The following is a 16,866-nucleotide window of genomic DNA, read 5'->3' on the forward strand; positions in this document are numbered from 1 at the left end:
TCCCTTCCACGCAAGCACAAAGGAGTTCACATGATTGCCCAGGAACTGGAAGTCAGCTTGCACATGGCCTTTGTTGAGGCCCGCCAGCAGCGCCACGAGTTCATCACCGTGGAGCATCTGTTGCTTGCACTGCTCGATAACCCCAGCGCAGCGGAGGTGCTGCGCGCATGTTCGGCCAATATCGATGATCTGCGCTCATCGCTGTCGAATTTCATCAAGGACAACACGCCGCAGGTCGCAGGGTCTGACGAGGTGGACACCCAACCCACGCTGGGCTTCCAGCGGGTGATCCAGCGCGCCATCATGCACGTGCAATCCACGGGGAACGGCAAGAAAGAGGTGACGGGTGCCAACGTGCTCGTGGCCATCTTCGGCGAAAAGGATTCGCATGCTGTGTATTACCTGCACCAGCAGGGCGTGACGCGCCTCGATGTGGTCAATTTCATCGCCCACGGCATCAAGAAGGGCGAGCCGCCAGAGCCCGCCAAGGCCGAGAGCCAGGCCGAGGGTGAAGAGGGTGGCGGCTCCGAGCGCAACGAGAAAGCCTCGCCGCTGGAGCAGTTCACCCAGAACCTGAACCAGCTCGCCAAGGACGGCAAGATCGACCCGCTGATCGGCCGGCACTACGAGGTGGAGCGCACGATCCAGATCCTGTGCCGCCGCCGCAAGAACAACCCGCTGCTGGTGGGCGAGGCGGGCGTGGGCAAGACCGCGATTGCCGAGGGCCTGGCTTGGCGCATCACGCAGAACGACGTGCCCGAGATCCTGGCAGAGGCCACGGTGTACTCGCTGGACATGGGCGCGCTGCTGGCGGGTACCAAGTACCGCGGTGATTTCGAGCAGCGCCTCAAGGGCGTGCTCAAGTCGCTCAAGGACAAACCCAACGCGATTCTGTTCATTGACGAGATCCACACGCTGATCGGTGCCGGTGCGGCATCTGGTGGCACGCTCGATGCATCCAACCTGCTCAAGCCGGCGCTCTCCAGCGGCCAGCTCAAGTGCATCGGTGCCACCACCTTCACCGAGTACCGTGGCATCTTCGAAAAAGACGCGGCGCTGTCGCGCCGCTTCCAGAAGGTGGATGTGGTCGAGCCCACCGTGGCCGAGACCATCGACATCCTCAAGGGTCTCAAGTCGCGCTTCGAAGAGCACCATAGCGTGAAATACGCGGCGGCCGCCCTGCAGGCTGCGGCCGAGCTGAGCGCCAAGTACATCAACGACCGCCACCTGCCCGACAAGGCGATCGACGTGATCGACGAAGCGGGTGCCGCCCAGCGCATCCTGGTGCCCAGCAAGCGCAAGAAGACCATCGGCAAGGCCGAGATCGAAGAGATCGTGGCCAAGATTGCGCGCATTCCGCCCGCCAACGTGTCCAACGACGACCGCGGCAAGCTGCAGACGCTGGAGCGCGACCTCAAGAGCGTGGTGTTCGGCCAGGACAAGGCGCTCGAAGTGCTCGCCAGCTCCGTGAAGATGGCGCGCTCGGGCCTGGGCAAGGGCGACAAGCCGATCGGCTCGTTCCTGTTCAGCGGTCCCACCGGCGTCGGCAAGACCGAGGCGGCCAAGCAGCTCGCCTACATCATGGGCATCGAACTGATCCGCTTCGACATGTCGGAGTACATGGAACGCCACGCCGTGAGCCGCCTGATCGGTGCACCTCCGGGCTACGTGGGCTTTGACCAGGGTGGCTTGCTGACCGAGGCCATCACCAAGAAGCCGCACGCGGTGCTGCTGCTCGACGAGATCGAGAAGGCGCACCCGGACATCTTCAATGTGCTGCTGCAGGTGATGGACCACGGCACGCTGACGGACAACAACGGCCGCAAGGCCGACTTCCGCAACGTGCTCATCATCATGACCACCAACGCGGGCGCCGAGACCATGAACAAGGCGACCATCGGCTTCACCAACCCGCGCCAGGCGGGCGACGAGATGGGCGACATCAAGCGCCTGTTCACGCCCGAGTTCCGCAACCGGCTGGATGCCATCGTCAACTTCAAGGCACTCGACGAGCAGATCATCCTGCGCGTGGTGGACAAGTTCCTGCTGCAGCTGGAGACCCAACTGGCCGAGAAGAAGGTGGAGGTCACCTTCACCGACCAGTTGCGCAAGCACCTGGCCAAGAAGGGCTTCGATCCGCTGATGGGCGCGCGCCCCATGCAGCGCCTGATCCAGGACACCATCCGCCGGGCGCTGGCCGACGAACTGCTGTTTGGCCGCCTGACCGAAGGCGGGCGCCTCACGGTGGACATCGAGCTCAAGACCGATGACAAGGGTGTGGAAACGTCCGAGGTGCTGCTGGACATCCAGCCGCTGCCCAAGAAAGAGCGCTCGGCCAAGTCAGAACCCGCCGAACCCGAAGAAGCCACGGCGGATTGACGCAGTGCAGTGGCTGCTGCCGCCGCCGCGGTCGCTGCAGCCCGCCAAAAGAAAGCCCACGGTGTATTCCGTGGGCTTTTTTCATGGCGCCAGGCGGGGGCCCCGGAGTGCGCTGTGGCACTACCGCCACTCAAGGGGTTTGCAGGCGTTGCAGCAGCTCCAGGGTGGGGTAGCCATCCTGCGCCGTGCCGATGCTGCGCTGGAAGGCCCGCAGCCCTGCGCGGGTGGCGGGGCCCATCACGCCGTCCGGGGTCCCGGCAGCAAACCCCCTGAGGTTCAGTGCCTCCTGCAGTGCCTGCATCTGCGCGCGCGACAGGGGCTCCAGATCGCGCGGCCAGGCGCCCGCGACCGCTGCGCCGCCGCCGATCTGTTGCGACAGCAGCGCCACCGCGAGCGCGTAGTGGATCGAGTTGTTGTACCGCAGGATGGTCCGGAAATTCGCACCCACCAGAAGCGCCGGGCCGCGGGCACCGGCCGGAGCCACGATGGAGGCCGCACCCAGGGCCGGCAGCCTCTGACCATCGAGCGCTTGTATGCCCTCGTTTTCCCATTGCGCGGTGGTTTGTTGCACCGACAGGTCCGCCCGGGCATGGTCGAACGCGGGTGGGAGCCGCACTTCGGCACCCCAGGGCTCGTGGGCCTGCCAGCCGGAGCGGGACAGAAAATGGGCCGTGGAGGCCGCCACATCGGGGATGCTGCCCCAGATGTCGCGGTGCCCGTCGCCATCGGCATCCACGGCGTAGGCCAGGAACACCGAGGGCAGGAACTGGGTGTGGCCCATGGCGCCAGCCCAGGAGCCCACCATGCGCTCGGCGGTGATGTCACCCTGGTCCAGGATGCGCAGTGCCGCCAGCAGTTCGCCCTGTGCCCAGGTGCGGCGCCGGCCGTCGTAGGCCAGCGTGGCCAGCGCATCCACGGTGCGGATGCTGCCGAAGTTGCTGCCGTAGTTGCTCTCCATGCCCCAGATGGCGGTGAGCACCGTGGCGGGCACGCCGTAGCGGGCGGCGGCCGCCTCCAGTGCTGCGTGGTGCTCGGCCAGCTGGGCCTTGCCCTGCGCGATGCGCTGCGCCGAGACGGCACTGTCGAGGTAGGCCCAGGGCGTGCGGGTGAATTCGGGCTGGGCACGGTCCAGCTCCACCACGCGGGGTTGCCATTGCGCGTTGCCAAGCACGTCGCGCACGGTGCCGGGCCGGATGCCGGCCGCAAGGGCCTGCGCAGAAAACGCGGCGCGCCAGGCGGCAAAGCCTGCGGCGTGCTCTGCATCGGCTGGGGTGTCCGCACTGGCGGCCGCTGGCAACGTGGTGCTTGCCGTGAGGGGCTGGCTGGGGGGCGTCGGCACGGAGGAGCAACCTGCGAGGGCCAGGGCCGCTACCAGTGCGGCAGGCAGCAACGTGGACGCGAGGGCCGGGCAAGGCGGCGGGAAAGAGGAAAGTGCTTGTATGCGGTGCATGCACCATTGTCCCGTGCTGCAGCGCCCGTGTCTTGCCGCACGCGTGGCACGCCGCGAATGGGCTGGTTTGCGTTTTTACTACTATTTTGATAGCTGCCAGTGCTTGATGTGCAAGCGCTGTAGGCCAAAATTTCACAAATCCCGGTTACAGTTGGAATTTGGCGCTTGTGATGCCCCTGCGCACTCTTTTCCAGCCTTTGTTTGTCCACCGACCATGGCCTCTCACACCTTTCTCTGGCACGACTACGAAACCTTTGGTGCCAACACCCGGCGCGACCGGCCGGCGCAGTTTGCGGCCATCCGCACCGACGCGGAGCTCAACGAGATCGGCGCGCCGCTGATGCTCTATTGCCAGCCGGCCAACGACTACCTGCCCGATCCAGAGGCCTGCCTCATCACCGGCATCACGCCCCAGCTGTGCCTGGAAAAGGGCGTGCCCGAGCATGAATTCGCCAACCGCATCGAGGCCGAATTCGCGCAGCCAGGCACCATCGGCGTGGGCTACAACACCATCCGCTTCGACGACGAGATCACGCGCTTCATGTTCTGGCGCAATCTCATCGACCCCTATGCGCGCGAGTGGCAGAACCAGTGCGGCCGCTGGGATCTGCTCGATGTGGTGCGCATGACGTATGCGTTGCGCCCCGACGGCATGGAGTGGCCTCGCAAGGAAGACGGCACGCCCAGTTTCAAGCTGGAGCATCTTTCCAAGGCCAACGGCTTGCTGCACGAGGCCGCGCACGATGCGCTGTCCGATGTGCGCGCCACCATCGCGCTGGCGCGGCTCATTCGCCAGCACAACCCCAGGCTGTTTGACTTTGCCCTGTCGCTGCACAAAAAGGACCGCGTGGCTGCCGAGTTGCGCCTGCCCGCCACGGCGCTCACGGCGCGGCCTTTTTTGCATGTCTCGGGCATGTTTCCGGCCGAGCGCGGTTGCCTGGCGGTGATGTGGCCGCTGGCCAGCCATCCCACCAACAAGAACGAGCTGATTGCCTGGGACCTGGCCCATGACCCGCGCGAGCTGGCCACGCTGGGCGCCGACGAGATCCGGCTGCGCATGTTCTCCCGGGCGGCCGACCTGCCGGAAGGCACCACGCGCCTGCCCATCAAGACCATCCACCTGAACAAGTCGCCCATGGTGGTCGGCAATGTGAACACGCTCACGCCCGCGCTGGCGCAGCGCTGGGGCCTGGACCTGGCCCAGGCAGCGCAGCACGCCGATAGGGCGCGGGCCTTGCCGGACATGAGCGGCATCTGGCCGGCCGTGTTTGCCCGCCCGGCCGAGCCCGCCCCCGATGTGGACCAGGACCTGTATGGCGGATTCGTCGGCAACAGCGACCGCCGCCACCTGAACGATCTGCGCGTGCTGAGTGGCGCGAAACTGGCTGCCGCGCGCACCGGCTTTGACGACCCGCGCCTGGCCGAGCTGGTATGGCGCTACCGGGCCCGCAACTTTCCCGGTACCCTGTCGCACGAAGAGGCCGAGCGCTGGGAGGCGCATCGCGCCGCCTGCCTGTTTGACGGGGCGGGCGGGGCGCGCACCGTGGAGCAGCTGTTCACCGAAATCGACCAGATCTCGGAGACCGCCGACGACGACCGCACCCAGGAGATCCTGGGCGCCTTGTACGATTACGCCGAGCACATCGCGCCTGAACGCTAGCCCCCTGAGGCGCTGGCGCGCCTTCCCCCAGAGGGGGACGCACCCGGTGGCCTGGCAGAGCCAGTTCCACGGGTGCGCTGGCGTCAGGGCGCGCCAGTATTGATCGTCCCGCCTTGTAAGTAGCCCCGCAGAAACAGCGCAGATTTTTATGACGACACCGCAAAACCGCAGCTTCACCACCCAGATCGTGCATGCCGACCGCCTGGGCGGCGCCGTGCATGGCGCCATTCACCAGCCCATCCACACCTCGGTGCAATACGGTTTCGACCAGGTCGAAGATCTGATTGCCGTGTTCCAGGGCACCGCCAAAGGCGGATTCAACTACGCCCGCCAGGGAACCCCCACCACGGCCGCGCTCGAGGCCAAGCTGACGCAGATGGAGCAGGGCCAGGGCAGCATCGTCTTTGCTTCCGGCATGGCGGGCATTTGCGCCATTTTTCTCACGCTGCTCAAGGCGGGTGACCATCTGGTGGCTAGCAAGTTCGTGTTTGGCAACACCAACAGCGTGTTCGGCACCCTGGTCGATCTGGGCATCGAGGTGACCACGGTGGATGCCACGGACGCCGCCCAGGTAGCTGCCGCCGTGCGGCCGCAGACGCGCATGGTGTTTGTCGAGACCATCGCCAACCCCGGCACCCAGATGCCCGACCTGGAGGGCATTGGCGCGCTGTGCCAGGAGCGCGGCCTGCTGTACGTGGTGGACAACACCGTGGCCTCGCCGTACCTGTTCCGTCCGGGCACGGTGGGGGCGGGCCTGGTGGTGCATTCGCTCACCAAGAGCATCGGCGGGCAGGGCGACGCGCTGGGCGGCGCCGTGATCGACACCGGCGTTTTCGACTGGAGCTGCTACCCCAACATCTTTCCGGCCTACCGCAAGGGCGATGCCAAAGGCTGGGGCCTGCAGCAGCTGCGCAAGAAGGGTCTGCGCGACATGGGCGGCAGCTTGTCATCCCATGCCGCGCACCAGATGGCGCTGGGCGCCGAAACGCTGGCGCTGCGCATGGACCGCACCAGTGCCACCGCATTGGCGCTGGCCCAGTGGCTGGAGCAGCACCCGGCCGTGGCGCGGGTGCATTACCCGATGCTGGCGTCGCACCCGCAGCATGCCCAGGCCCAAAAGCACCTGAAGGCAGGCTCGTGGCTGCTGTCGTTTGAACTGCGCGACCCCACCCGGTGCCTGCCCCTGTGCAACCGGCTGCAGCTGCCCGTCAAGGCCACGGGCCTGGCGGACACGCGCACGCTCATCATCCCGGTGGCCCACACCATCTTCTGGGAAGCGGGCCCCGAGGTCCGGGCCGCCATGGGCATTGGCGACAGCATGATCCGCCTGTCGGTCGGCCTGGAGGAGTTGCAGGACCTGCTGGCCGACTTTGCGCAGGCGCTGGCCTGAAAGCGGGTGATGTGTTCTTAAAGTTATAGATTCCAGCGCTTTGTCTGTAATCGCTGGTAGCCAGTTTGGCTTGAAATTCAGTCAAAAAACCGGTAGCACACCCCAATGGCCGCCACGACGCCTGCCAGCTCCGCCAGCAGCGCGCAGGCCACCGCATGGCGGGCGCGCTGGATGCCCACCGCCCCGAAGTACACCGCCAGCACATAAAACGTGGTTTCGGTGCTGCCCTGGATGGTGGCGGCCACCAGCGCGGCGAAGCTGTCCACGCCCTGGCTCTGCATGGTTTCGATGAGCATGGCGCGCGCCGCGCTGCCCGAAAACGGCTTGACCAGCGCCGTAGGCAGGGCATCGACGAAGCGCGCATCCACGCCCAGCAACTGCACGCACCAGCGGATGGCGTCGAGCACATAGGCGAGGGCGCCCGAGGCGCGGAATACCCCCACCGCGCACAGCATGGCCACCAGGTAGGGCAGCAGGCCCTTGGCCACTTCGAAGCCCTCGCGGGCGCCTTCGATGAAGGCTTCATAGACGGCCACCTTGCGCCAGGCGCCCACCACCACAAAGAGCACGACCAGGGCAAACAGCGTGAGGTTGCCCAGCAACGACGACAACTGCGCCAGGGCTGCCGCCGACAGCGTGGCCAGCAGCGCCATGAAGCCTGCCAGCGCCAGCGCCAGCGGCAGCAGGTAGGCCAGCACCACCGGGCTGAACAGCGGCAGGCGCTGCACCACGGCCACGCTGAGCAGCCCCACCAGCGTGGATGCCGACGTGGCCAGCAGGATGGGCAGGAACACCAGCGTCGGGTCGGGTGCGCCCTGCTGCATGCGGTACATGAAGATGGTCACCGGCAGCAGCGTGAGTGATGAGGCGTTGAGCACCAGGAACAGGATTTGCGCATTCGTGGCGGTGTCGGGCTGGGGGTTCAGCTCCTGCAGCGCGTGCATGGCTTTCAGGCCCATGGGCGTGGCGGCGTTGTCCAGCCCCAGCGCGTTGGCGGCAAAGTTCAGTGTCATCAGGCCCAGGGCCGGGTGGCCGCGCGGCACGCCGGGCATCAGCCGCGCAAACAGCGGCGCCAGCCAGCGCGCCAGGGCGTTGACGATGCCCGCCTTTTCGGCAATGCGTAAAAAGCCCAGCCACAGGGTGAGCGTGCCAAACAGCAACACCATCACCTCGACCGACAGCCTGGCCATGGCAAACAGGGCCTCGACCATGGCCGCAAAAATCTGGGCATGCCCGCCGACCAGCCATTGGGCCAGGGCGGCAACTGCCGCGGTGACAAAAAACCCCAGCCAGAGGATGTTGAGCAAGGAAAAAACTCCGTGTGGGCCGTAATGCGTTGTGGGGCCGGCTCGCAGCCGTCCTGATCGCCACGCCCACCTGGGTGGCGAACCCGGCCATGGATAGGTTAACCCGCATTGTTGCCTGCAAACGCGCAACGGACAGGGTAAATCGCCGGGTGGTAATCTACAGGGTTCGGTTGCGTGCCCGGTTTTGGTTGAAAAAACCAGCACGCATTCGCCCCACGACAAAAACCAGGCGCCATGGATCCATTGAACCGGTTCATCGAGCGCCACAACACCAAGGAACATCCGCCATGGGCGCGCAATGGAAAGCAAAAGGCAAGGCACAGGTTGCAGATGCCAGAGGCAAGCTGTTTGGAAAACTGGCCAAGGAAATCATGGTGGCTGCGCGCGGCGGGGCCGACCCGGCTGGCAACTCGCGCCTGCGCCTCGTGGTCGAGCAGGCCCGCAAGGTCTCCATGCCCAAGGACACGCTGGAGCGCGCCATTAAAAAGGGCGCCGGCATTGGCAGTGAGGCCGTTCATTTCGAGCATGTGATCTACGAAGGCTACGCCCCCCACCAGGTGGCCGTGATGGTCGAGTGCCTGACCGACAACGTGAAACGTACGGCGCCCGAAATGCGCGTGCTGTTTCGCAAGGGCCAGCTGGGCACATCGGGTTCGGTGGCCTGGGACTTCGACCATGTCGGCATGATCGAAGCCGAGCCTGCGGTTGCCGGTGCCGACCCCGAAGAAGCCGCGATCGAGGCTGGTGCGCAAGACTGCGAAGCGGGCGATGAGGCTGGCACGACCACCTTCTGGACCGACCCCGCTGAACTCGACCTGGTCAGCCGTGCGCTGCCGGCGCACGGCTTCACCGTGCTGTCGGCCAAGCTGGGCTACAAGCCCAAGAATCCGGTGAACCCCGCCAACCTGACACCAGAGCAGCTGGAAGAGGTGGAAAGCTTTCTGGCCGCCATTGACGCCAACGACGACGTGCAGAACGTCTTTGTGAGCCTGGGCAGCTGATCGCCCGGGGCTGGCCACCACCCCGGCCCGCGCTGGGCTTTTGTTTTTTTGGCAACCATTCCATGACCGCTGACCATTACGCAGCCCTCGGGCTGGGCGCCAACGCGTCGCTGTCCGACATCAAGAAGGCTTTTCGCCAGAAGGCATCGTTCTATCACCCCGACCGGAACGACGCACCCGATGCCGCACAGCGCTTCCAGGCCGTGCAAAAAGCCTACGAGGTGCTGGCGGACGACGAGGCCCGCCAGGCCTACGACGACAACCGCCGCCGCAACCTGCTGGACGACCCGCTGCAGACCGCACAAGAGATCTGGCAAACCTATTTCAAGAGCATTCTTCCTTCGTGAAACTATCCCCTTACTTTTATGACTTGCGTTCGGCCTACCAGGCCGAGCTGGATGACCTGGTTTCGGATTCGGAGGGCAAGGATGTGCTGCGCAAGCGGCTGGCCGAAAAGCGCTCCGAAATCGGCTTCCTGGTGAAGATGATGGAACTGGCCCCCGAGATGGTGGCGGTGGCTTTTCACCAGGGTTTCCGTTTTGCCAAGCCAGCGGTGATGGAGCATTGGCTCGGCCAGGGTGCGGACAAGCTGCCCGAGTGGGGGGCGCTGACGGGCGCCGTTGCGCTGGAACCCTGGGCCGCCAGCCTGGCTCAAACCGTGCTGCGCGAGCCCGGTGGCCCGGTCTTCATGGTCGTGGCGGCGGCGCTGGAGTATCTGCACCAGCATGCGCGCCTGGCCCCGGCACCGGCGCAGGGCGAGGCCGGGCACGATGGCGACGAAGAGGCCGCCGAGCACGACGATGACTACAACGCCCTCAGCGCCGACGACGCCGCCGACCCGCACAACAGCCGCACCCGCGAAGAGGCCAGCGCCCACTGGCTGGCCGAGGCCGGCTTTGACCGCAAAGACTGACAAGACCGAGATTTTCCGCCCATGAACCACCTGGCCCTCATCACCAAAACCACCAGCCTGATTGCCGCGGGCGACATCGTGGGTGCCGAATCGGCGCTGGCCGAGCTGGCCGATACCGAAGGCGACAACGCCCTGATGGTCGTGCTGGACCAGCTGGCACCGAAAGACGTGCTGGCCGTGATGCGCGAATACGACGACTCCAAGGCGTCGGTCGTCAACCTGCTGGTCACGCCCGAGCAGTTTGCGCGCGCCATGGTGCTGGAAAAGCAATACAAGGACCTGACCCACACGCACCTGCGCAACATGGTCAACGCCGTCATCTTTCGGGACGATGCCGACCCGGTGGAGTTCTTGACCGCCATTGGCGACCTGGAAGGCGGCGCCGAGGCCCTGGCCAACTACTTTGCCGAAAAATGGAGCCGCATCGAGGCTTTTGCCCGCACCGGCACCTTCGACGCCACCGAAGATTACGGGCTCACCCTGACCGATGACGAACTGCTGGCTTCCGGCTACGTGCAGCCCCGCATCGACCAGGACGAAGTGGCCGACCGCGACTGGATGCAGCTGGCCTGGCTGCTGCGCTATGAATGCCGTGATCTCTTTATCGAAACCTTGCTGGTGCTGCGCGCCAAGGCCCGTGCCCATGACATGGGCCTGGAAGAGGGCGACGAGCCCGCCGAGGACGACGACGGCAAGTTCGAGACCAGCGACACCGACCGCGGCAAGGCCACCCCCGCAGCGCGCACATCTGACGAAGAATCCGCGATTTAGTATGTATCTCCTGAGGCGCCAGCGCGGCGGGGCGGCCCTTGCGCGGCGGCCCTGGCCTGGTCCGTGCCAGTTTTGTGACGCCGCGATGACGCGCAGCGCGATGGAAAACTGAATGACATTGCCTGACACACCCAACACTGATCTGCCTGCCGCAACCAATGCTCTGCAACTGCACGACGCCCGCCCGTTCTTTGAAAAAGCGCTGGTGCATGGCGTGCAGCACGGCATCCTGGATGCCGCCCGTCTTGATGCCATTTGCACTGATGCGCCCAAGGGCATGGTGCAGATCGCACGCTATTTCGGCAGCGAGTTTCTGCGGCCCGAGCTGGAAAAGGCCCGCGACCGCATGGTCAACCTCATCAGCCTGTATTTGCTGGAAACCACGGGCGGTGATCTGACCCAAGCCGCCATCTCGCTGCGCGACCACTCGTTCCTGTCGCGCTCCAAGGGCGGCTCCGACATGCTCAAGCGCCTGATCGCTCTGCCCGAGAGCAGCAATTTCGGCATGGCGGGTTATGCCGATGCCCAAACGCCGCTGCTGGCGCTGTGGTCGCTGCGCAGCCATGCCGATTACCGGGCCGAGCTGGCCCGCCGCAGCCAGATTGCCAGCGCCATCGGTGCCGCCCAGTGGCTGGCCGAGCAATACGACCTGGATACCGACGAGCTGGAGGCCGCTGGTGCCGATGCCGAGGCCGTCATCCGCACCGGCCTGCTCATGCAGGCCCTGGCGCCCAAAGCCATGCACCTGGGCGAGTGGCCCAGCGCCGTGGCCCTGGAGAAACTGGTGACGGCGCAGCGCAAGAAAAAGCGGGCAGCACCCACGCAGCTGCAGCTGCCCGCTGGCGTGCCTGCGGATCTGCGCGCGCTGATGCAGGCGCAGTGCGCAGCCGTGCTGGCCGACCTGGCCAAGCTGCTCGATTCGGCTGCGCCGCTGCGTGCGCTGCTGCGCCCCACCGGCGTATTTCGTGCCCGGTATTTTCTGCTGGACGACCCGCTGGCCGAGGTGGACCGGTACCACCGCAGCCTGGATGCGCTGCAAGAGGGCGGCGAGCCGCCCCAGCCCGCCAGCAAGACATGGATGAAGACCACCCAGGGCAACGAAGACGAACATTCGCTGCTGACGCTGTTCCTGTGCGTGGCAGCAGGCGCTCCCAAAAAGACCTTGCTGACCGAAAAAACCGCTGCCAGCCTGGTGCGCAGGATCCGCAAGAGCGGCCTGCAGCCCGAGCTGGCCACCGCGTTCATCCGCAGCCATGCGCCAGGTGCTCACCAGTCCGACTACATCGACCTGTGGAACAGCTTTGTGCAGGAATCGGCCAAGACGCTGGGCAGCGACATGGATTACCAGATGCACGACGCGCTGGCCTTGCTGCGCCGCGAGTGCCATGTGGCGGGGTGACTCTGCGTGCCGGAGCGACCCGGGCGCTTGACGGGGGCTGGCGCCTGCTGTTGTGGTGCGCGTGACTCATGCGCGCCATCGCCCGCGCTATGGCGGTGCGGTGCGCCTTGATGGCGCACGTGGGTGCCACCCGCTCGGGCACGTAGCGCTCATGCACATCTTCTGAGCCATCGGGGTGTGCATACAATTGCATGCGAATTTTCTGGCGTGCTTTTCCCGCCGGTTCGCAACACACGGCGGATTCCTCAGGCCGTTGCGCGCACAGTCCTCAGCCTTTCCCATCCTCCGTGCACAGTCCCACGCTCGTTATCGTCGCAGGCATCCTCGCGGCGCTGGTCACCACGGTGCTTTATGCCGTGTGGCATTTCAACAAGGGCATTCCAGGCTTGCGGTTGTGGACGCTGTCTTTTCTGAGTGCGTCGGTGTTTTGCGCCATTTTGCTGGTGCGCGATCACACGCCGGAGGTGCTGTCAGTGGTGCTGACGCAGGCGTCCATCTCCGTGGCCGCCTACCTCTGCCTTCTGGCAAGCCGTGCCTACATGGGGCGGCACCCCTTGCCGCATGGGTATGTGGTGATGGTCATCGCTGCCGTGACGGCGCTGGCGGTGTATTTCACGGTGGTGCAGCCACACCTGGGAATCCGGTTTGCGTTGGCGGGATCGGTTTCTGGCGTGTGCTTTTTGCTGACCGGCCACACCCTGGCGCGGGGTGGCTTTCGAAATGTGCCGGCACGCTATCTGTTTGCCCTCGTGGCGGGCCTGCATGGGCTTTTCCTGTTCTTGCGTCCGCTGCTGTTCAGGCTGGCCACGCCCGAAGGGGGTGGGGGTGCTGGCACCGGCATGGTGGCGCTGCTGTCGCAGTTCGTGGTGCTGGAAGCCACTTTGGCCTTGGTGATGATGGCATTTGGCACGCTGATGCTCACCAATGAATACATTACCAGCGAGCTGCGCCATCTGGCCGAGATGGACCCGCTGACCAATGTGTTCAACCGGCGTGCGTTCCTCACGCTGCTGGACAAGGCCATCAGCAGCACACGGCGCACGCCGTCCGGTCTTTCCGTGCTGGCGATGGATCTGGACCATTTCAAAAAGGTCAACGACACCTGGGGGCACAAAACTGGCGACGACGTGCTGCGCCACTTTGTCCGCCTGGCCACCGGCTGCCTGCGCAAGGAGGACGTGATGGGCCGGCTGGGTGGCGAGGAGTTTGCCATTTTTCTGCCCAACGCCGGCAGCGAGGGCACCCGTGCCGTGGCCGAGCGCCTGCGTGCCATGGTGGCCAGCCAGCCTGTGCTCACCGAGCGTGGCCCCATTGGCTTGACGGTGAGCATCGGGGCTACGCAATACCTGCCTGGCGATTCTTCAGACGCCCTTTTGCAGCGCGCGGACGAGGCCATGTACCTGGCCAAGGAGCATGGGCGCAACAGGGTGGAAGCAAGGGCTCTTTGAGAGCATGCGTGGGTTGATCACGGGCGGGCAACGCTGGCCGGCAACCCCGAGGGCGCCATCGCCGGGATGGCTGGTGCCCTGGGGCGGGCGCTCTGTGCATCCTGGATGCTTCAGAAGTCCATGACCCGCGATGCGTGCAGGCTGCGGCCAGGCTGGGTGTAGGCGTCGTTCACGGTGCTGGCGGCTGCCAGGCCGTACACGTCGGGCCAGAGCCGGTATTTGCGGTTGGTGAGTTTGTGCACGGCAACGTTGGGCCGCAGATCCTTGCGCAGACGCCACTGGGCCGAGAGGTCGAGCGTGGTGGCCTGCCCGATGGTGAACTGCGTGTCGGGCGCCTTGACGACCGAGGCACTGTCAATGTCGCTGGCCTTTTTGGCGCCGTGGTAGCGCAGCTCGGCGCGCAGGCCCCAGGCGGCCGTGTCGTAAAGCACGCCCAGGCTGACCTTCATGGGTGTTGGTTTCTTGTATCCGTTGTTGGATTATTGGTGTGTCTCGGGGTGAATGATGCAAGTTAAATGGTTGTTTGACGCGTATCAAAGTGGGCCCAGGACACCCGTCGAAGAATGGCCGCCATGTCTGCCGAAACCATATCGTCGCAGCCCTCGGCGGGCGATCCTGCAGGATGGAATGAGCGTATGGGCTGTGAAAAAAAGGAGTTCCCATGACAACCCGAAAGCTGGCGCGCCTTGCGGCCCTGGCACTGTCCACTCTGGCTCTGGCCGCTGCGGCACAACACAAGGAGGGCGCATCGGCCCCCGAGGTGAATTACCAGGCAGGTACTTCACCTCTGGCCGATGTGGCCATGTACCAAAGCTCGAATCCCAAAGCGCCCAAGATGACGCAGGCCGAGTTCGACCGAGCCCGCCAGATCTACTTTGAGCGTTGCGCTGGCTGCCACGGCGTGCTGCGCAAGGGTGCCACCGGCAAGCCGCTGACGCCTGACATCACGCTTGCCAAAGGCACGGACTACCTCAAGGTGTTCATTGCCTACGGCTCGCCCGCAGGCATGCCCAACTGGCAGACCTCGGGCGAAATGACCGAGGCCGACGTGGACCTGATGGCCCGCTACGTCCAGCAGGATCCCCCTGTTCCACCAGAATTCGGCCTGGCGGACATGAAGAAAACGTGGAAGGTCGTCATTCCTGCGGACAAGCGTCCGAAGAAGAAGATGAACAACTACAACATCACCAACATCTTCTCGACCACCCTGCGCGATGCGGGCGAGATCGCGCTGATCGATGGCGATACCAAGGAAATCATCAGCATCATCAAGACCGGCTACGCGGTGCATATCTCGCGCATGTCGGCTTCGGGCCGCTACCTGTTCGTGATCGGCCGTGACGCCAAGGTCAACATGATCGACCTGTGGATGGAAAAACCCGACACGGTGGCTGAAATCCGCACCGGCCTGGAAGCGCGCTCGGTCGAAAGCAGCAAGTTCAAGGGCTTCGAAGACAAGTACGCGATTGCCGGCACCTACTGGCCGCCGCAGTTCGTCATCATGGATGGCGACACGCTGGAACCCCTGAAGATCGTCTCCACCCGTGGCAACGTGGTGGGCACGCAGGAATACCACCCCGAGCCGCGCGTGGCCTCCATCGTGGGCAGCCACTTCAAGCCCGAGTTTGTCGTGAACGTCAAGGAGACCGGCAAGACCCTGATGGTGGACTACTCCGACCTGAACGCACTGAAGTTGACCGAAATTGGTTCGGCACCTTTCCTGCATGATGGCGGCCTGGACGCCACCAAGCGCTACTTCATGGTGGCTGCCAACAACAGCAACAAGATTTCGGTGTTCGACCTCAAGGACAGCAAGCTTGCGGCCGTCGTCGATGTGGGCAAGATTCCCCACCCCGGCCGTGGTGCGAACTTCAACCATCCGAAATACGGTCCTGTGTGGGCTACCGGCCACCTGGGTGACGAAACGATCTCGCTGATCGGTACCGACCCCAAGAAGTACAAGCAATATGCCTTCAAGGAAGTGGCCAAGCTCAAGGGGCCTGGCGGCGGCGCTCTGTTCATCAAGAGCCACCCCAAGTCCAACCACCTGTATTCGGATGCACCTCTGAACCCCGATCCGAAGGTCTCGCAATCGGTGGTGGTGTACGACATCAAGAACCTGGACAAGGGCTATGTCACGCTGCCGATCGCCGAGTGGGCCGACATCAAGGACGATGGCGCCAAGCGCGTTGTGCAGCCTGAATTCAACAAGGCCGGCGATGAAGTCTGGTTCTCGGTGTGGAGTGCCAAGGACAAGATCAGCGCCATGGTGGTGGTGGACGACAAAACGCTCAAACTCAAGAAGGTCATCAAAGACCCACGTCTGATCACGCCTACCGGTCACTTCAACGTCAACAACACGCAGCACGACGTGTACTGAAGTGAAAGCGCCGCTACGAAGCCCCTGGGCCTCGCGGCGGTGACCACAAAAAAACCGCCCTGCCGCAAGGTTGGGCGGTTTTTTATGGAGCTGGTGGACTACTTGGTGCCAAAAATGCGGTCGCCCGCATCGCCCAGGCCGGGCAGGATATAGCCATGGTCGCTCAGTTCCCGGTCGATGGCGGCGGTGAAGATCTGCACGTCGGGGTGGGCTTTTTGCAGCGTGGCAATGCCTTCGGGCGCGGCCAGCAGGCACACGAACTTGATGGAGCGGGGGTGGAGCTTCTTCAGGCGCTCCACGGCGGCAGCAGCCGAATTGCCGGTGGCCAGCATGGGGTCCACCACGATGATGTCGCGTTCTTCCATCTCGGACGGCATCTTGAAGTAGTACTCCACGGGCTGCAGCGTGGTCGGGTCGCGGTACAGGCCGATGTGGCCCACGCGGGCACCGGGCACCACGTTGAGCATGCCGTCCAGAAAGCCGTTGCCGGCGCGCAGAATGGACACCAGCACCAGCTTCTTGCCATCGATGACCTTGCCGGTCATGGTCTCCAGGGGGGTTTCGATCTGCACGTCCTGCAACGGCATGTCGCGCGTGACTTCATAGGCCATCAGCGTGGAGAGTTCGCCCAGCAGGCGGCGAAAGCTGTTGGTGCTGGCTTCCTTCTTGCGCATCAGCGTGAGCTTGTGCTGGACCAGGGGATGGGTGATGACGGTGACGTTGCTCATGGGGATGGGCCTTTTTTTATGGTTATGGAGGATCGGTAAA

General features: G+C 64.6%; 14 protein-coding genes. 10 read left to right on the top strand and 4 right to left on the bottom strand.

From position 1 onward, the window contains the following. The first annotated feature begins 30 nt into the window (after positions 1–30). Positions 31–2,379, top strand: a complete 2,349-nt coding sequence (clpA, locus tag BLW02_RS01620; protein ID WP_092696694.1) for an ATP-dependent Clp protease ATP-binding subunit ClpA — start codon at positions 31–33, stop codon at positions 2,377–2,379. A gap of 130 nt (positions 2,380–2,509) precedes the next feature. On the opposite strand, the gene BLW02_RS01625 is transcribed toward clpA, so the two are convergent. Continuing rightward, entirely contained in the window at positions 2,510–3,829 is a 1,320-nt protein-coding gene (locus tag BLW02_RS01625) for a lytic murein transglycosylase (RefSeq protein WP_092696695.1), read from the bottom strand. A gap of 214 nt (positions 3,830–4,043) precedes the next feature. On the opposite strand from BLW02_RS01625, the gene sbcB reads away from it, so the two are divergent. Both sbcB and BLW02_RS01635 read left to right on the top strand, forming a co-directional pair. Further along, positions 4,044–5,489 (top strand): exodeoxyribonuclease I, encoded by a 1,446-nt coding sequence (gene sbcB, locus BLW02_RS01630; protein ID WP_092696696.1) that lies wholly within the window; start codon positions 4,044–4,046, stop codon positions 5,487–5,489. A gap of 148 nt (positions 5,490–5,637) precedes the next feature. Further along, complete coding sequence (locus BLW02_RS01635) at positions 5,638–6,879, top strand: cystathionine gamma-synthase family protein (protein WP_092696697.1); 1,242 nt, start codon at positions 5,638–5,640, stop codon at positions 6,877–6,879. Between the two features lie 77 nt (positions 6,880–6,956). On the opposite strand, the gene BLW02_RS01640 is transcribed toward BLW02_RS01635, so the two are convergent. Further along, positions 6,957–8,186, bottom strand: a complete 1,230-nt coding sequence (locus BLW02_RS01640) for a nucleoside recognition domain-containing protein (protein ID WP_092696698.1) — start codon at positions 8,184–8,186, stop codon at positions 6,957–6,959. Positions 8,187–8,473: 287 nt separating this feature from the next. Between BLW02_RS01640 and BLW02_RS01645 the strand changes: the two genes are divergently transcribed. The 6 genes from BLW02_RS01645 (at position 8,474) to BLW02_RS01670 (ending at position 13,718) form a co-directional block, all read left to right on the top strand. Further along, positions 8,474–9,187: a YebC/PmpR family DNA-binding transcriptional regulator gene (locus tag BLW02_RS01645; protein WP_092696699.1), complete on the top strand. Its 714-nt coding sequence runs from the start codon at positions 8,474–8,476 to the stop codon at positions 9,185–9,187. A gap of 62 nt (positions 9,188–9,249) precedes the next feature. After that, on the top strand, positions 9,250–9,534 hold the full coding sequence (locus BLW02_RS01650) for a DnaJ domain-containing protein (RefSeq protein ID WP_026436069.1): 285 nt from the start codon (positions 9,250–9,252) through the stop codon (positions 9,532–9,534). Further along, positions 9,531–10,100: a hypothetical protein gene (locus BLW02_RS01655; RefSeq protein WP_092696700.1), complete on the top strand. Its 570-nt coding sequence runs from the start codon at positions 9,531–9,533 to the stop codon at positions 10,098–10,100. The genes BLW02_RS01650 and BLW02_RS01655 overlap by 4 nt, the downstream gene beginning before the upstream one ends. Before the next feature lie 21 nt (positions 10,101–10,121). Then, entirely contained in the window at positions 10,122–10,871 is a 750-nt protein-coding gene (locus tag BLW02_RS01660) for a hypothetical protein (protein WP_092696701.1), read from the top strand. Between the two features lie 112 nt (positions 10,872–10,983). Beyond that, positions 10,984–12,270 carry a hypothetical protein gene (locus tag BLW02_RS01665; RefSeq protein ID WP_092696702.1) on the top strand — a complete coding sequence of 429 codons (1,287 nt, stop codon included), beginning with the start codon at positions 10,984–10,986 and terminating at the stop codon, positions 12,268–12,270. A 287-nt stretch (positions 12,271–12,557) separates the two neighbouring features. After that, a complete protein-coding gene (locus tag BLW02_RS01670; RefSeq protein ID WP_244273589.1) occupies positions 12,558–13,718 on the top strand; it encodes a GGDEF domain-containing protein in 1,161 nt (386 codons plus the stop codon). Positions 13,719–13,828: 110 nt separating this feature from the next. On the opposite strand, the gene BLW02_RS01675 is transcribed toward BLW02_RS01670, so the two are convergent. Further along, complete coding sequence (locus BLW02_RS01675) at positions 13,829–14,167, bottom strand: TonB-dependent receptor (protein WP_092696704.1); 339 nt, start codon at positions 14,165–14,167, stop codon at positions 13,829–13,831. Positions 14,168–14,379: 212 nt separating this feature from the next. On the opposite strand from BLW02_RS01675, the gene BLW02_RS01680 reads away from it, so the two are divergent. Continuing rightward, positions 14,380–16,098, top strand: a complete 1,719-nt coding sequence (locus BLW02_RS01680) for a nitrite reductase (RefSeq protein ID WP_092696705.1) — start codon at positions 14,380–14,382, stop codon at positions 16,096–16,098. A 98-nt stretch (positions 16,099–16,196) separates the two neighbouring features. Here BLW02_RS01680 and upp read toward each other — a convergent pair whose 3' ends face one another. Continuing rightward, the gene (gene upp / locus BLW02_RS01685; RefSeq protein WP_092696706.1) at positions 16,197–16,826 is read right to left on the bottom strand and encodes a uracil phosphoribosyltransferase; all 630 of its coding nucleotides are present in this window, start codon (positions 16,824–16,826) and stop codon (positions 16,197–16,199) included. Between the last annotated feature and the right edge of the window lie 40 nt (positions 16,827–16,866).

Source organism: Acidovorax soli (assembly GCF_900107605.1).
GTDB lineage: Bacteria > Pseudomonadota > Gammaproteobacteria > Burkholderiales > Burkholderiaceae_C > Acidovorax > Acidovorax soli.

What these genes read in the sequence shown, in the direction of transcription:
- BLW02_RS01645 (WP_092696699.1), top strand. Translation starts at nt 8,474, where the DNA reads ATGGGCGCGCAATGGAAAGCAAAAGGCAAGGCACAGGTTGCAGATGCC.
- sbcB (WP_092696696.1), top strand. Translation starts at nt 4,044, where the DNA reads ATGGCCTCTCACACCTTTCTCTGGCACGACTACGAAACCTTTGGTGCC.
- clpA (WP_092696694.1), top strand. Translation starts at nt 31, where the DNA reads ATGATTGCCCAGGAACTGGAAGTCAGCTTGCACATGGCCTTTGTTGAG.
- BLW02_RS01650 (WP_026436069.1), top strand. Translation starts at nt 9,250, where the DNA reads ATGACCGCTGACCATTACGCAGCCCTCGGGCTGGGCGCCAACGCGTCG.
- BLW02_RS01625 (WP_092696695.1), bottom strand. Translation starts at nt 3,829, where the DNA reads ATGCACCGCATACAAGCACTTTCCTCTTTCCCGCCGCCTTGCCCGGCC.
- upp (WP_092696706.1), bottom strand. Translation starts at nt 16,826, where the DNA reads ATGAGCAACGTCACCGTCATCACCCATCCCCTGGTCCAGCACAAGCTC.
- BLW02_RS01680 (WP_092696705.1), top strand. Translation starts at nt 14,380, where the DNA reads ATGACAACCCGAAAGCTGGCGCGCCTTGCGGCCCTGGCACTGTCCACT.
- BLW02_RS01660 (WP_092696701.1), top strand. Translation starts at nt 10,122, where the DNA reads ATGAACCACCTGGCCCTCATCACCAAAACCACCAGCCTGATTGCCGCG.
- BLW02_RS01675 (WP_092696704.1), bottom strand. Translation starts at nt 14,167, where the DNA reads ATGAAGGTCAGCCTGGGCGTGCTTTACGACACGGCCGCCTGGGGCCTG.
- BLW02_RS01665 (WP_092696702.1), top strand. Translation starts at nt 10,984, where the DNA reads ATGACATTGCCTGACACACCCAACACTGATCTGCCTGCCGCAACCAAT.
- BLW02_RS01635 (WP_092696697.1), top strand. Translation starts at nt 5,638, where the DNA reads ATGACGACACCGCAAAACCGCAGCTTCACCACCCAGATCGTGCATGCC.